This is a genomic window from Lachnotalea sp. AF33-28 (assembly GCF_003477885.1).
GTDB lineage: Bacteria > Bacillota > Clostridia > Lachnospirales > Lachnospiraceae > AF33-28.
Genome location: NZ_QUEE01000003.1, coordinates 223071 through 238487, shown reverse-complemented (window position 1 = coordinate 238487; position 15417 = coordinate 223071). Strand labels below are relative to the sequence as shown.

Sequence of the window (15417 nt, the reverse complement as noted above, 5' to 3'; positions counted from 1 at the left end):
AGGAGTGGATGAATGCTGGATATATTGGTTTGTATAGGAATGGTGATTGTATATTTGATCTTGTACTATGCCTTCGGCACGTTAATCACCCGGCATATGAAGAAGGAGGCTGCTTCTGTCACATTTACGGTACTGGCCGGATTTTTCCTGTACTATGCTGTGTTCCAGGTGATCGCCATACCGATGGCACTGTTAAAGCGGCCGCTGTCCAATCTGTCACTATCCTGGGCTATAATTCTGGCGGCGGTGCTGGTGTACAGCGTATGGAATCACAGGCAGTGGGCCGTAGCGGGAAAAGGAGCGGTCCGGCTTTTAAAAGCTTCGCCGCTGTTCTGGGCCATGATAGGGCTGGTGCTGCTTCAGATCTGCGTGACCACTGTGTGGCAGACTGATTTCTGGGATGCGGCTTATTATGTGGGCGACGTATCTCTGTCAGTGCATACCAATACGATCAGCCACTATGATCCGTTAAGCCGTGAGCTCCGGGATGTCATCGATATACGGCATTTTTTTGCCATGTACCATATGCAGGATGCGGTGATATGCCAGCTTACGGGCATACATCCTCTGGTGGAAACCAAGACAATCATGGCGGCGGTGGTGCTGCTTATTACCAACATGATTTATTACCGAATGGCAAGGCTGTTTTTTAAAGAGAACAGCAAGGCGGTGCTGCTGATGCTCGCGTTTGCATTTATTGTAAACCTATTCAGCTATACGATGTATACGGCCTCCGGATTTCTGTTCCTTAGGACCTATGAGGGGAAGGCGGTTCTTGGCAATGTAATTCTTCCGGCACTGGTATATTATTTTGCCAGACTGTATCAGGATGCAGATTACAGGATGAATTGGGTGCTCCTGTTTCTGATTGGGTATGCCGGATGCGCGATTTCATCTTCGGCTATGATACTTGTTTTGGTTGGAATCGGTGCTTTTGCCCTGCCTCTTTGTTTTCTGAAGAAGGACGTAAAAATCCTCTTCAAATGTGGGCTGTGCGCGTTGCCCTGCCTGCTTGTCACTTTTTGTTATCTGTTAAGCCGGATCGGAATTTTGGTCATACACATATAAGGAGGCATTGCATGAATCTGGATCTGAATGAGCTGGGATACCGTTTTGTGGAAGCCTGCCTTAGAAATTACCAGGGAACCTGTATGTTCATCGGTTTTTTCATAATCGCGCTTCTGTATATATTTATAGACGGAGAAAAGCAGTGGAAACGTTTCTTTCTGCCATATATTCTGATTTTACTGGTCACTGTGTTTAACCCTTTACTGATGAAAACCGTTGTCAGCCGACTTAAGCTGACGAACGAATATTACCGTTTTTTTTGGCTGCTGCCTGTAGTGACCGTGTTAAGCTATGTGGGGACAAAGGTGGTGATGGGACTTCGACGTTTTTGGAGAAGGGCGGTGGCGGCGCTTGTGCTGGTGTCCATGCTGGTTTTGACAGGAACTACGCTGAAGTCTAAAAGTTTTCCGATGGCAACCAATATTTACAAAGTGCCTGAGGATTTGATCGAGATCTGTGAGATGATCCATGAGAACAACGATATGTGGACCGTCCCCAACGTAGCGTTTGACTTCAATTTAAATATTCTGGCCACACAGTATGATCCGTCCATTAACGCAGTGATACCTTATGAGCTGATGATGAGTACGGTGAATACACAGGCCACAGAGAATGAGAACGATGCGGACTGGATCCGCATGCGGGTGCGTTTAATTGAAGCTCTTATGCTGGACCGCCAGATTGAGATGTACGGATTTATGCAGGCTTTGAACCTGACCAAGACTCAGTATGTGGTTTACCGTCAGGATGGCCCCATGCATGATTATCTTAGCGGCGCAGGCTTTGACTATGTGGGTGAGACAGAGAATTATGTGGTATACCGCTATAGTTATGCCAAGCCGGAGGACTATGTGGAGCCTTGGGAGCAGGAAGCAATAGAAACCGGTATAAACGATACCGATGCCTCACAGCCGCCGGCAGATAATTGAGCCGAACTTGAGCTGTTAAAAAAACATATGAATATCGGAGGTATAAAGCGTGGAAAAACAACCGACACACAGAGAATCCGGAGAGATGCTGTTAAGCATCCGTAAGATCAGGTACAATCTGCTGAAATACTGGTGGATCTGTATTCTGGTGATGGGGCTCGCAGTAGGGTATGTAGTGCTGACAACATGGAAAGAATACAGGATGGATGTATACAGCGCCAGTCTGGACACCTATCAGACCCTGGCAACCGTCTATATTGACAGCAAGGATGAGGACTATACGGATGCTTATAAATGGCTGCTGTACAGTGAGATGGTTCGCGATCAGGTAGACGAAGAGCTGCAGAAGAACGGATTTGAACCGTTTGATAAGAACCAGGATATCATATTCGTGGCCACGAAGGGCGATTCTATGTACTATGAGCTTACGACCATGAGCGTTGGGCTGGATCGGACCATGCTAATAGCTACTAAGTTTGAGGAGCTGCTGGTTTCCGAAGCGAAGCGGGTCATGGGATTGGAAGGACAGATTATAGATTATCCGGAAGCAAAGGCTTATATGACCAATCATAAAGGGGCTGTGATCACCTTTGATCTGGACGAGCCAAAGACTGTTAGTCTGTCGCTGGGGTCCCTGCTGTCCTGGAATAAGCTGATGGTGCTCTTAGCCGGCGTGTTTGTCTGGCTGGGTTCCGTACTGATTCTGGTTTTGGCGGATAAGGTGTTCCGAACAAAAGAAGAAATCGGCGCGGTGATTAACCTGCCCTGCATCTGCGAGTTGGGCAGGGATCAGAAGGAAGGCTGTGACCTGATGGCGGTCATGCTCCGCAATATCGGCGAAAAGGACGGCAACGGCAATTTCCTGCTGGCATCCTCTTCCAAAGACCTGGGGTTATGTGAACTGGCGGATAATATCAGCAAATGTCTGGAGGAAAGAACCGGTTCTTCCGGCATGGATGCGGCCGTAAAGACCGGACAGGATATGGCCGTGTCTGCAGAAACGCTGGAGGAAGGCAAGAATGCCGGGCACGTCATACTGACAATTCGGATCGATAAGGATAAAATACCGGATGTGGAAAAGGCGGTCAGAAATCTGGAGATCGTGGATGCCAATCTGATCGGTTACGTACTGGTGAAATAGGATAGGGATGAATATGACAGGGAACGAAAAAAACAAGTATGAGAAATACAAAAGAATATACCGCATGTTCTCCGCGATTTTGGTAGTGGCTGCGGAGTCACTGCTGTACTGGAAAGTATGGTTTGACTATTATAACGAACGGACCATGAATCCCTTTGCTCAAAAGGGTAACTTCGTAATGCTGCTGCTGTATGTGTTCCTGTTGGTGGTATTCATCAACTTTTATGGAGGGGTAAAGATCGGCTATGAGAAGACTACAAGCATGGTGTTCTCGCAGGGGCTGGCGGTGATCTGTGCCAATATTTTTGTTTATCTGATCATCGTGCTGCTGACGAGGGGATTTCCCGATTTCCTGCCGTTTGCAGTGCTGACGCTGACGGATATTGTGGGGATCGGTATATTCATGTTTATTCTCAACCGCATCTACCGAACGCTTTTTCCCGCCAGAACGCTTTTGATGATTTATGAGGACTATGAAAGTAATGCGAGACTGTTGGCGCGCAAGATGGAGACCCGGGACGATAAATATAAGATTGGGGAATTCATTCGCGGAGATGAGCCAATGGAGGTATTGCAGGAAAAAATACGAAATTCGGAAGGTGTAGTGCTCTGTGAAGTTCACTCCAAACGGCGCAATAAGATTATCAAATATTGTTATGGGGCCTGTATCCGTGTATATGTGACGCCAAATATTTCCGATATTATCTTAAGAGGGTCGGAGAATCTGCATTTCTTTGATACACCGTTGCTGCTGGCAAGAAACAGCGGATTATCCATAGAGCAGAAGCTGATCAAGCGATGCATGGATCTTGTAATATCTTCATTGGGGATTATACTCGCGTCTCCGTTTATGCTTTTCACTGCTATTGCCATCAAACTGTATGATCGGGGACCTGTATTTTTCCGGCAGGCAAGGGTAACGAACGGCGGAAAAATTTTTTACATCACGAAATTCCGAAGCATGATTGTGGATGCGGAAAAGGATGGGCGTGTGATTCCCGCTACGGAAAGAGATCCGAGAATCACTCCGGTAGGCAGGGTGATCCGCGCTACACGGCTGGATGAACTGCCTCAGCTGTTTGATATTTTTGTGGGAAATATGAGCATTGTGGGCCCCAGACCAGAGCGTGTGGAACACGTAGAGAAATATACGCAGGAGATTCCGGAGTTCGCCTATCGCCTGAAGGTAAAAGGCGGGCTGACTGGTTATGCACAGATATACGGTAAATATAATACTACCGCTTATGATAAACTGAAGCTTGACCTTATGTATATCGAAAATTATTCGATCCTTCTGGATATCAGGCTGATCCTTCTTACTATAAAGATCATGTTTACCAGGGAGAGCACAGAAGGGTTTACAGAAGAAAAATCAGCAGAGATGCGGAATGCAGGGAAGTAATAAAAGATGGAAGAAAAGCTATTAATCAGCATTGTGACGGCAGCCTATAACAGTGAGAAGACCATCGCCCAGACCATTGAGTCCGTGCTGAATCAAACATATACGAACATAGAGTATATCATTATAGACGGTTTATCATCGGATGGCACAGTGAGCATAGCCGATAGCTACCGGGATAAGTTTACCGAAAAAGGCATATCTTACCGGGTTGTTTCAGAAAAGGACCGTGGCATCTACGATGCAATGAACAAAGGCATACGTATGGCTGGCGGACAGCTGATCGGTCTGTTAAACAGCGATGACTGGTATGAGCCGGTCTGCGCTGAAGTGGTGGCGGAGACGTATCTGAAAGAACCCTTCGATATGATGTATGCGGATCTTCGCATGATAAAGAGAGACGGATCCACCGGCATTAAGCGGGCCAGGCTCAGGGACTATGTAACCACCAGGGACTGGAATCACCCCACCACCTTTCTGACAAAGCAGATCTATGAGGCATATCAGTATCCCAATGAGTCGGTATACGATGATCTGGACATGCTTCTGTACATGCGCAGCCGCCACAAAAAGGTAGTAACCGTCAACAGAACTCTGGCAAATTACCGTCTGGGCGGTGCCAGCAACCGAAAATCGTTAAAGGACGCGAAGGAACGCATGGTGGTGAAGTACAGGATTTACCGGAAGTACGGTTACAGCAGGCTGTATTTGCTGGAAGCGGTACTGATGGAAACTGCGAAATTCATACTTGCGTAATGCGGTAAGGTGATTCTTATGTCTAAGTTTAACAGTCAGCTGCCTAAGATCATGCTGAAGATGAATAAGGTGAAGTACGGGAAGGGCCTGAAGCTCGTAGGCTGGCCGTTTATATTCCGGTTTTCACAGGCATCTCTTGAGATCGGGGAGGACTGCGCGATTAACAGTAATTTCCTGTCTAATCTGATTGGCTTGTATCAAAGGACAATCATCATTGCGAGAGATAAGGGCACGGTCCGGATCGGGAGTCATGTTGGAATATCCGGCAGCACGCTGTATGCCAGAGAACTGATTGAAGTGGGCGACTATTCGGTGATCGGGGCCAACTGCAAGATATTCGACAACGATTTTCACTCTTTGAATCCGGAGGAACGGAAAGCGGATATATATGACCATCTGGTCACCAGGCCGGTAAAGATCGGAAAAAATGTATTTATTGGATGCAACTGTATTATTCTTAAAGGAACTGTGATCGGAGATAACTGTATTATAGGAGCGGGCAGCGTTGTTCACGGCACCTTTGAATCGGGTTCTGTCATTGCCGGTAATCCGGCCAAGGTAATAAAAAAGACCGGCGGTCAGATACAGGAAGGAAATGTAGAGTTATGATGGATTTAACTGTTTTGATCATAACAAAAAATGAAGAGGACAATATACCCAAATGCATTGCTTCTCTGAAGGGGCTGGCGAAGCGGATTGTTGTGGTAGACAGCTTCAGCACGGACAATACTGTTTCAGTGGCCCGGAAACTGGGAGCCGATGTTTATCAGAACCCGTTTATAGACCATGCCACCCAGATCAACTGGGGACTGGATAATACCGAGATGGATACGGAATGGATTATGCGCATCGATGCGGACGAAGAACTGACGCCGGAATTGGCTGAGGAAATCGGAAGCAGGCTGGATGGCATTGACCCGCAGGTAAATGGCATTGAGTTGAAACGGCGTGTCTATTTTCTGGGACGCTGGATAAGGCATGGCGGCGTTTATCCTACCATTTTGCTGCGTATTTTCCGGCGTGGCACCGCATGGTGTGAGCAGACGCTGATGGATGAGCATTTTCTGCTAAAAAGCGGAAAGAGTATCTGTTTCCAGCACGATTTGATCGATAACAATACCAAGAGCCTGGAATGGTGGATTAATAAACATAACTGGTATTCCAATAAGGAAGTGCAGGACCATCTGGAGAAAAAACGTCAGATGGAGACCGGAGTTACGATGAAGCCGCAGTTCTTTGGAGGCGGTCAGGCGGAGCGGAAGCGGTGGATGAAGAATGTGGTTTATTATAAGACGCCGTTAATGCGCAGAGCGCACTGGTATTTTCTTTACCGGTACTTTCTGCGCCTGGGCTTTCTGGACGGTAAAGAAGGACTGGCATTTCACTTTCTTCAAGGTTATTGGTACCGTTTCCTGGTGGATGCCAAGATCTATGAGCATGAACATATGGGTACCGCAACCGAAGGGCGCGGAGACTTAAAGAGCTGATACGGAGGTTTCTATGAGACAGATCATGAGAAGGGCCGGGATTTTGTTACGTAATGTGATAGGGCTGCCAAAGCGGTTTTTCAGCAAGGTATCGGTTCTGGCATTGCTTTCAGACAGCCAGGTGGATGTAACATCGGCGGTCTGCAGCGGAACAAGACTTTATCGCAGCAGCGTGGGGCGGTATTCTTATATTGGCCGCAATTCATTTGTTACCAACTGTGTGATCGGAAATTTTTGTTCTATCGCCGGTAACTGTAATATCGGAGGCACCGGCCATCCTCTGAACTGGGTATCCACCTCATCTGTATTTCATAAGTGGGACAATATACTTAAAAAGAATTTTTCGAGGCACGAATATGATATATTCCAGCAGACCGTGATTGGAAATGATGTCTGGATCGCTACGAATGCCATGTTGAAAGCGGGAATTACAGTGGCGGACGGAGCGGTGATCGGCATGGGAGCCGTGGTTACAAAAAACGTGGGCCCTTATGAGATTTGGGCCGGTAATCCGGCCAGATGCATCCGGAAACGCTTTGATGATGAAACAGTAGAGCGGCTGCTTGCCACAGAATGGTGGAAACTGTCTGATGAGGATATAGAGAGGCTGGCTCCGAGCATGACCGATGTGAAGGAATTTCTGAAGGAGGCGGAAAAGGTACGATGAAGAGACTGCTGATTTTATCCATTTTTCCGGCGCCGTACCGGGTGTCGGTATTTCGGGGTCTGGCTGAAAGATACCAAATCGATCTGTATTTCGAGTTTGTTCAAAATCAGAACAGGAATGCTAAATGGTTTGTGGAAAGTGATGAGTTTACGGTGCTGACCACGCCGGAAGCGGTACAGAAATATGAGCAGGCTTTGAAAAATCTCACACAGTACGATCTGGTGCTGGCTTATGATTACTTCAGCAAAAGGGCGATGAAATTGATGATGCAGTGCATCCGCCGGAAGGTGCCGTACTGTATCAACTGTGACGGTGCCTTTATAAATCGGAATTTTATTAAAGACAGGGTGAAACACTTTTTCGTATCAAGAGCTGCGGCATGTTTTGCCAGCGGGGTGTCGGCATCCGATTATTTCCGCCATTACGGTGCTGACCGTAAGCGAATCCATATCCACAATTTTACCTCACTTACAAGAGAAGATATCCGGCAGGCTCCTGTGACTGCGGATGAAGTGCGGGATGTCCGCAGAGAACTGGGGATAAAAGACTGCAGGACGGTTCTGACGATTGGGCAGTTCATACACAGAAAAGGTAACGATATACTGCTGCAGAGCTGGGAGGGAATGCCAGAGGATTATCAGCTGCTGATTATAGGCGGCGGGGACTTGGCGCCGGAGTATGAGAAGTTTATCCGTGAGCATCATTTAAAGAATGTGCACATCCTGGGTTTTATGGACAAGGAACGTGTGATGAAATATTATATGGCCAGTGATCTCTTCGTGCTGCCCACCAGAGAGGATATATGGGGCCTGGTAATTAATGAGGCGATGGCGAACGGACTGCCGGTGGTGACGACAGACCGCTGTATAGCCGGACGCGAGCTGGTGGCAAACGGTGAAAACGGCTATCTAGTGCCTGCAGAGGATCCTGATGAGCTAAGGAAACGCATGAGGGAGATACTTGGGGATGATGGGCTTCGGCAGCGTATGCAGAAGGCCAATATTGGAAAGATGCAGGACAATACCATGGAGAACATTGTAAAGAGCCATATCCCGGTGATTGACAGTCTGTTGGGGATAGGAGGCAGTATATGATATATGTGGTTACCGCTGTACATGACAGATACCGAATTACGGAAAAATTTATCGACAGTCTTCTGACACAGACCTATAAGGATATACACCTTCTATTAGTGGATGACGGTTCTACGGATGGGACAGCGGATATGGTGCGCAGCAAATTTCCGGCATCCACAATTTTGACGGGGGACGGAAATCTTTGGTGGGGCGGTGCGCTGCATATGGTTTATAAATGGCTCTGTAAGAACGCGAAAAATGACAGAGACTGCGTGCTGATCAGCAACGATGATACAAATTTTGGCGCGGACTATGTGGAGAAGGGGATACGTCTGCTTGAGGAGCATGCAAACACGCTGGTAGCTGGCTGCGGGTATGGCATGCACAGCAAAGAGCTGCTGGACGGTATTTTCACCCATTCATTTGTGGACGGCACAGGAAGACTCATGCCGCCGGACACGGAAAGCAACTGTGCTTCCACCAGAAGCCTGTTTCTCCGGGTGGGAGACTGGAAGAAAATTGGCGGTCTTCATCCCATACTGCTGCCGCACTATCTGTCCGATTTTGAATTTACCATCCGCGCTTACCGAAAGGGAATGCATATACGTTCTTTTTCCGCTCTGACATACACCTTCGACGAGGGCGCTACCGGAGTGAATGAGTACAGTAAGCTGACAGTGAAAAAGCTGTTCAGCAAACGGTCCGGCTGCAATCCTCTATACCGCATTTCCTTTATCATTCTATCCACACCGCCGCGCTATCTGCCGGCCCATATCTGGCATCAGGTCAGACGTTATCTGGAAAAGGCGGGTCTGGTGAAGAAAATGATAAAAAGCAAATAGAACGGAGTATTTATGGCAATCTATTTAGTAGTATTGAGCATAATTATGATACTGGGGTTTTGTATAGAGATAGGGAAAGCCAACCGCTGGGAAGCGGTGTTTGCTGCCGGAAGGCGGGAGATCAGGATCTCACTCACGGGAGTTTTCTGGGCGCTTATATTTCTGACACTGGCATTATTCGGAGGACTGCGTTATAATGTGGGGACAGACTATGAGTCCTATTGCACAATATTTACGGATATTGCGGAGAACTGGTATGCGGCACGTTATACCGGCACAGAAAGAGGCTATGTCTGGCTGAACCGGATCGTTTCCATCTTTACCGATGAGCCGCAGGTCATTATATTTATCACCAATGCCATCATAACCTTTGTCGGTCTGCACTGTTTGAGAAAATACTGCAGGTTTGTACCTTTCGGCCTGTTTATCTTTTATACTACACTGTATTATTATTCGTTTAACCTGATCCGTCAGGGTATGGCGGCCACGATCATTTTTCTGGCCATGGGCTATGCATCGGATGGAAAATGGAAGAAATGCATCGCAGCCGTGGTGATTGCGGGCTTTTTTCACCGCACGGCCTGGCAGTTCATGCTGCCGATTGTGGTGCTTCTGATGTTCCGTTATAAGCCCTCCGTATATTTCATCTGTTTTGCGCTGGCAGCGCTTGCCACACTGTTCAGGGATACGGTGACGCTTCAGCTGATTGCCAGGTTTTATCCGTCCATGTTGAACTTTGAGGATGCGTATCAGTTTGAATTTTCATTTACACAGGTAGGGCTGTGCCTGATCTACATGATCCTGTGCCTGATGTATTACAAGCCGATGCTTCAGGCAAAAAAGGGAAACATCGTTTATATCAACGCGGCCATCTTCACCTTCGCGATGTATGCGCTGCTGTTCTGGTTCCCGATGTGGAGCAGGCTGAACCTGTATTTTATCGGCCTGTTTGCTTTGATTGTGCCGGAAGCAGTGTCCTGTGAGAAGGACCGCAAGATGCGCATATTCTATTATGCAGGGATTCTGGCGATTCTGCTCTTTTTCTATATTGTACCTACCCTTGCCGGAGGCGGGGACTGGTATTATGCCACCTATTTTGATAAGCTCAAGGAGCTGGCTGCTGAGAAAATGATACCGTGATAATTGGCAGCACACTGTTGTGTGCACAGGTCATCAGCCTTCGGCTGGTGACAGTAGAGGAGGAACTGTCTTGAACTATGTATACCCGAAACTGTCAGAAAAGGATCTCGGATTTGTCAGACTGGGCGGCGCGGGCCTTGGCAACATACTCTTTACCTATGCCCGGGCGGCAGTGTGCGCCAGGGATTACGGATACCGTCTGATCTGGCCGACCTGGTTTTCTTTTAAGCTTGGGCCTCTCCTTCGCAGAGAAATGGACAAGCGGTTTTACAATGATTTATTTCAGAATAATTGCGGTGCCATTTCAGGTATCCGGAAGCTCTGGTATCTCATGTCAAAAAAGCGGGTACCGGAGTGTGAAAAGGGACATGGGGACCGTTTTGACAATAAAATAATCGAATTTACCGGATTTGAGGGATGTTTTGAAGAGATTTTATATGACAGCGCCTATGTGCGTGAGATGTTAGAGAAAAATCTTAAGAAGAAAAACCGGGCAGCACTTACGTATGATTTCAGCGGCACCATCGGCGTGCACATCAGGCTCGGGGATTTTGGCCGCGTTTCGGCGGATGAGGTGAAAAACGGCAGACATGACAGCGCACTTCCCATTGACTGGTATGCAGGGGTGATTCGCCAGATACGTGAGTATGCAGGAAGGGAGGTCAAAGCCTGCATCTTTTCTGACGGTACGGACGAAGAGCTCGCACCGGTGTTGGCTTTGCCTGCGGTGGAACGGATCAGCTTTGGAACCAGCATAGCGGATATCATGGCGCTGTCGAGAGTGCCGCTGTTTGTGGCATCGGGTTCCTCATTTTCCATGTGGGCCAGATATCTGGGACGGATGAGCTGTATCTGCTATACCAATCAGATAAAGCAGAAGATATTGACGGAAAAGGACAGCAGTTTTGAATATGAGACTGACGGTGTGATCGCGCCAGAGATCGGAGAGCGAATCAGAGATATCCTGGCCCGGCAAAAGAAAGCCGGAGACATATAGAAAAAAGGAGTGGATGGGGCTATGGCAGGTATAAAAGCGATGATCAGTACGGTGCTGGGAATTCCCAACCGACTTTATAATCTGGCTGTACTTAAATACCGGGGTGTGGAGTATGATAAAAGCCTGGTAATCAACGGCCGGATCAAGATCGCCGGCCATGGCCGGATACGCATCGGAAAAAATGTTGTGATCAATTCTTCACTGTCCTCCAATCCTATCGGCGGGGATACCAGAACTGTATTTTCCCTGCTAAACGGTGCGGAGCTGATTATAGGGGACGGTGTGGGCATATCCAATGCGGCGGTTGTATGCCATCACAGAGTGGTGATCGGAGAAGGGGCGCAGATCGGCGGGAGCGTCCGCATCTATGATACGGATTTTCATACGCTGGATGCGGGCAGGCGCAGCGGAGCGGACATGCTGGAGGCGGTGAAAAAGCCGGTGGAGATCGGTGCCAGGGCATTCATCGGCGCCCACAGCATCGTGCTGAAAGGCGCTGCTATTGGGGAAGAAAGCATCGTAGGAGCGGGTTCGGTGGTAACAAAGCGGATACCGGATCATGAAATCTGGGCAGGAAATCCGGCGCGGTGTATACGGAAAGCGCAGGAGGGAAGCGAGGGTTCGGTATGAGAGTTCTGTGGGTATGCAATATAATGCTTCCGTTTATCGCAAAGCATATGGGCCGTACGGATGCTCCGGCGGTGGGAGGATGGCTGACCGGTCTGATGGAAGGTCTGATGGAGATACAGGATATCGATCTGTCTGTCTGTTTTCCGATGCCCGGTTCCGATGGACTGACGGAAGGGGAAACAAAGCGGATTCATTACTACGGATTTGCGAACGATTTGAAAAAGATGAATGAGTATGAACCCGGCGTGGAAGAACAGCTGCGTGAGATTATGAAAAAGGCTGATCCGGATGTGGTTCATATATTCGGTACGGAATACAGCCATACTCTGGCGGCGGTTAAGGCTTACGGAAAGCCGGATAAAACGGTTATCAGCATACAGGGAATGGTATCCGTCTATGCAAAGCACTTTATGGCGGATCTTCCGGAACGGGTCCAGAAAAGATATACCTTCCGCGACCTGATCCGCCGGGATAATCTAATTGCCCAGCGGCAGAAATTCCTGAAAAGAGCTGTTTTTGAGAAAGAAGCGCTGGCCCAAACAGGCCATGTGATCGGCAGGACGGACTGGGACCGTGCCTGCACGCAGCAGCTGGCACCCCAGGCTGCGTATCATTTCTGCAATGAATCGCTGCGGAGCGTATTTTATGAGAAGCGGTGGGAGCTTAAAGATTGCAGTCCCCATACCATCTTTGTCAGTCAGGGAAGCTATCCCATCAAGGGCCTGCATTATGTGCTGGAGGCGATGCCGGAAATACGCAGACGGTATCCGGATGTACAGCTTCGGGTGGCGGGCGGCGATCCGACCGGAGAAAAGACCCTGAAGGACAAGCTGCGGATATCTTCCTATGGAAAATATATCGGGAGCCTGATCAGAAAATACGGGCTGGAGAAACAGGTAGTATTTACCGGTTTTCTCGATGAAAAGACCATGTGTGAGGAGTTTTTAAGAGCAAATGTGTTTGTCAGTCCGTCATCCATTGAAAATTCGCCGAATTCAGTAGGAGAGGCCATGCTTCTGGGGATGCCCTGTGTTTCCTCCGATGTGGGCGGCGTAAAAAACCTGATGGAGCATGGGAAAGAAGGATTTGTATATCAGGCGGATGCGCCTTATATGCTGGCGTATTATGTCTGCAGGATTTTTGAAGATGGGCAGCTGGCGTCCTTGTTGGGAGAAAGCGCGGCAAAAAAGGCTGCTGCAACCTATGACAGGGCAGCCAACACCGCCAGGCTGGCGGAAATATATCAGGAGATTTGCGGATAATGAGTAAAAAGGAGAGTTTCATGAAGCCGAGCGGAATAGATCTGGCGGTACTGTGCGTTTTTTTTGTCAGGCCGGATACATTTGAAAAAGTATTTGAGCAGGTAAGGCTGGCCAGGCCCAGCAGGCTGTTCTTATATCAGGACGGGCCCCGTCCCGGGCGCAGTGATGATGTGGAAAACATTGCGAAATGCCGTGCGATCGCGGAAAACGGGATTGACTGGGACTGTGAGGTGCACCGCAATTATCAGGAGTCCAATGTGGGGTGCGACCCTTCCATGTACAATGCCATCACCTGGATGTTTTCCCATGTGGATAAGGGCATGATACTGGAGGATGATATTGTGGCTAGCCAGAGCTTTTTCCCTTTTGCTAAGGAAATGCTGGACCGTTATGAAAATGATAACCGGATTTTTACCATTGCCGGAATGAACCATCTGGATGTGTATAATGAGGATTATGCGGACTACTTTTTTTCCAGAAGGTCGGCCATCTGGGGTTGGGCTACCTGGAAACGCTGTATAGATCTGTTTGATACGCAGTACCGTTTTCTGGACAGCCCTTATGCTTTGAGGGAAATGAAGTATCAGACAGAGGCTCTGGATGAAAAGATCAAGACCTGCAAATGGCATAAAAGCACCGGGAAGGCTTATTTTGAAACAATTATCTGGAATACCAAGTCTACAAATCATATGCTGGATATCGTGCCCAGCCGGAATTTAACTTCTAATATAGGGGTGGGAGCCAACGGCACCCATGGCGCTGCCTCTTTTAAGACTGTGCCAAACGGCATCAAGCAGGTTTTCTATAAGAAGACCTATGAACTGGATTTTCCGCTGCGCCATCCACCGTTTGTGATCGAAGATGTAACCTATACCAAAAGATTCTGCAGAATCTTAAGCGAAGGCCATCCGATGGTGAAAGCGTGGAGGGGCATAGAAGGCGGGTTTAAGAGCTTTATCTATTCGGACCGGAAAGAGAAGGCTGCGAAGCTGAAGCGTCTTCCCGGCACGGTGAAAAACGTGCTGCATATATTCAGAAAATAAAACGGGCGGAGAGGACGGAAACGGATGATACGACAGCTGAAATACGGAGCATACTTTTTTGCCGCGGGCTGCAGACATGTGTTGAAGCTGCAGCCAAAAGTAAAATATGACAATGTAAAGCATCTGGATGCCAATGCGGCTAACCGGCTGATCGGAAGCCGCATCCGATTAGGGGAACCTTTTATGGCCTGCCGTTTTGGCAGCGGAGAGATGCGCACCTTCTTAAAAACGCTGGAGGTGGATATGGGAATCCGCAGGAGCATTCCGGAAGCCAATATGGATTCTATGTGCATCAATGCCGGATTTTTTCCCAGACAGCAGGACGCCGTTATGCGGTTTGGCCGTCTGATGGGGGATGCATGCAGAGATGTGGATCTGCTGGCCACATGGGATACGCTTCCTATGGAGAATTATGTGCTGAATACCTGGGTGAACCAGGCTCTGTACTGTTATTTGTCGGGGCTGGAGCCCTTTTTTGCGGATATCCCCTGGACCCTGGCATTGGAAGGAAAGCGGGTGGTCGTAATTCATCCCTTTGAAGATTCGATCAGGCAGCAGTATCAGAGGAAAGATCTTCTGTTTCCGGATAAAAAGATATTGCCTGAATTCAGCCTGCGCACCGTGAAGGCCGTGCAGACCATCGCAGGTCAGAAAGACGAACGGTTCAGCGACTGGTTCGAGGCTTTGGAGTATATGTATGAAGAGGCCATGAAGGAGCCCTTTGATGTGGCGGTTATCGGCTGCGGCGCATACGGATTTCCTCTCGCGTCAAAGTTAAAGAGGGCGGGCAGGCAGGCGATCCATCTGGGCGGCGCGACGCAACTGCTGTTCGGAATCCGCGGGCAGCGCTGGGAGGCAAAAGAGGAGTATAAGGATATCATCAATGAGAACTGGCGCCGGCCGCTTAAGAGCGAGAGGCCGGAAGGGGCGGGGAAGATTGAAGGAAGCTGTTACTGGTGATCTGATAAGGGAATAGTAAA

The 15417-nt window shown here is 48.5% G+C and carries 16 protein-coding genes; all 16 read left to right on the top strand.

Annotation, left to right across the window (positions count from 1 at the left end):
* Positions 1-12: 12 nt before the first annotated feature.
* The 16 genes from DWZ56_RS05675 (at position 13) to DWZ56_RS05600 (ending at position 15397) form a co-directional block, all read left to right on the top strand.
* Positions 13-1068 carry a DUF6077 domain-containing protein gene (locus DWZ56_RS05675; RefSeq protein ID WP_118555420.1) on the top strand — a complete coding sequence of 352 codons (1056 nt, stop codon included), beginning with the start codon at positions 13-15 and terminating at the stop codon, positions 1066-1068.
* 11 nt (positions 1069-1079) lie between these two features.
* On the top strand, positions 1080-1997 hold the full coding sequence (locus DWZ56_RS05670; RefSeq protein WP_118555419.1) for a hypothetical protein: 918 nt from the start codon (positions 1080-1082) through the stop codon (positions 1995-1997).
* Positions 1998-2046: 49 nt separating this feature from the next.
* Positions 2047-3138, top strand: coding sequence for a hypothetical protein (locus DWZ56_RS05665; RefSeq protein WP_118555418.1), 1092 nt, complete (start codon positions 2047-2049; stop codon positions 3136-3138).
* 13 nt (positions 3139-3151) lie between these two features.
* A complete protein-coding gene (locus DWZ56_RS05660) occupies positions 3152-4540 on the top strand; it encodes an exopolysaccharide biosynthesis polyprenyl glycosylphosphotransferase (RefSeq protein WP_118555417.1) in 1389 nt (462 codons plus the stop codon).
* Positions 4541-4546: 6 nt separating this feature from the next.
* Positions 4547-5293, top strand: a complete 747-nt coding sequence (locus DWZ56_RS05655; RefSeq protein WP_118555416.1) for a glycosyltransferase family 2 protein — start codon at positions 4547-4549, stop codon at positions 5291-5293.
* An 18-nt stretch (positions 5294-5311) separates the two neighbouring features.
* Positions 5312-5902 (top strand): acyltransferase, encoded by a 591-nt coding sequence (locus DWZ56_RS05650; protein ID WP_243095088.1) that lies wholly within the window; start codon positions 5312-5314, stop codon positions 5900-5902.
* A complete protein-coding gene (locus DWZ56_RS05645) occupies positions 5899-6780 on the top strand; it encodes a glycosyltransferase family 2 protein (RefSeq protein WP_118555415.1) in 882 nt (293 codons plus the stop codon). The genes DWZ56_RS05650 and DWZ56_RS05645 overlap by 4 nt, the downstream gene beginning before the upstream one ends.
* A 13-nt stretch (positions 6781-6793) precedes the next feature.
* Positions 6794-7447 (top strand): CatB-related O-acetyltransferase, encoded by a 654-nt coding sequence (locus DWZ56_RS05640; RefSeq protein ID WP_118555414.1) that lies wholly within the window; start codon positions 6794-6796, stop codon positions 7445-7447.
* Positions 7444-8541, top strand: a complete 1098-nt coding sequence (locus tag DWZ56_RS05635; protein WP_118555413.1) for a glycosyltransferase family 4 protein — start codon at positions 7444-7446, stop codon at positions 8539-8541. The genes DWZ56_RS05640 and DWZ56_RS05635 overlap by 4 nt, the downstream gene beginning before the upstream one ends.
* Positions 8538-9365 carry a glycosyltransferase family 2 protein gene (locus tag DWZ56_RS05630; protein ID WP_118555412.1) on the top strand — a complete coding sequence of 276 codons (828 nt, stop codon included), beginning with the start codon at positions 8538-8540 and terminating at the stop codon, positions 9363-9365. The genes DWZ56_RS05635 and DWZ56_RS05630 overlap by 4 nt, the downstream gene beginning before the upstream one ends.
* A gap of 12 nt (positions 9366-9377) precedes the next feature.
* Entirely contained in the window at positions 9378-10505 is a 1128-nt protein-coding gene (locus DWZ56_RS05625) for an EpsG family protein (protein WP_118555411.1), read from the top strand.
* Positions 10506-10575: 70 nt separating this feature from the next.
* On the top strand, positions 10576-11502 hold the full coding sequence (locus DWZ56_RS05620; protein ID WP_118555410.1) for an alpha-1,2-fucosyltransferase: 927 nt from the start codon (positions 10576-10578) through the stop codon (positions 11500-11502).
* 21 nt (positions 11503-11523) lie between these two features.
* Positions 11524-12132, top strand: a complete 609-nt coding sequence (locus DWZ56_RS05615) for an acyltransferase (RefSeq protein ID WP_118555409.1) — start codon at positions 11524-11526, stop codon at positions 12130-12132.
* Positions 12129-13394, top strand: coding sequence for a glycosyltransferase family 4 protein (locus DWZ56_RS05610; protein ID WP_118555408.1), 1266 nt, complete (start codon positions 12129-12131; stop codon positions 13392-13394). Before DWZ56_RS05615 ends, DWZ56_RS05610 begins: the two co-directional genes overlap by 4 nt.
* Before the next feature lie 20 nt (positions 13395-13414).
* Positions 13415-14437, top strand: a complete 1023-nt coding sequence (locus DWZ56_RS05605; protein ID WP_147369388.1) for a hemolysin activation protein — start codon at positions 13415-13417, stop codon at positions 14435-14437.
* Positions 14438-14461: 24 nt separating this feature from the next.
* A complete protein-coding gene (locus DWZ56_RS05600) occupies positions 14462-15397 on the top strand; it encodes a hypothetical protein (protein ID WP_118555406.1) in 936 nt (311 codons plus the stop codon).
* Positions 15398-15417: the final 20 nt, after the last annotated feature.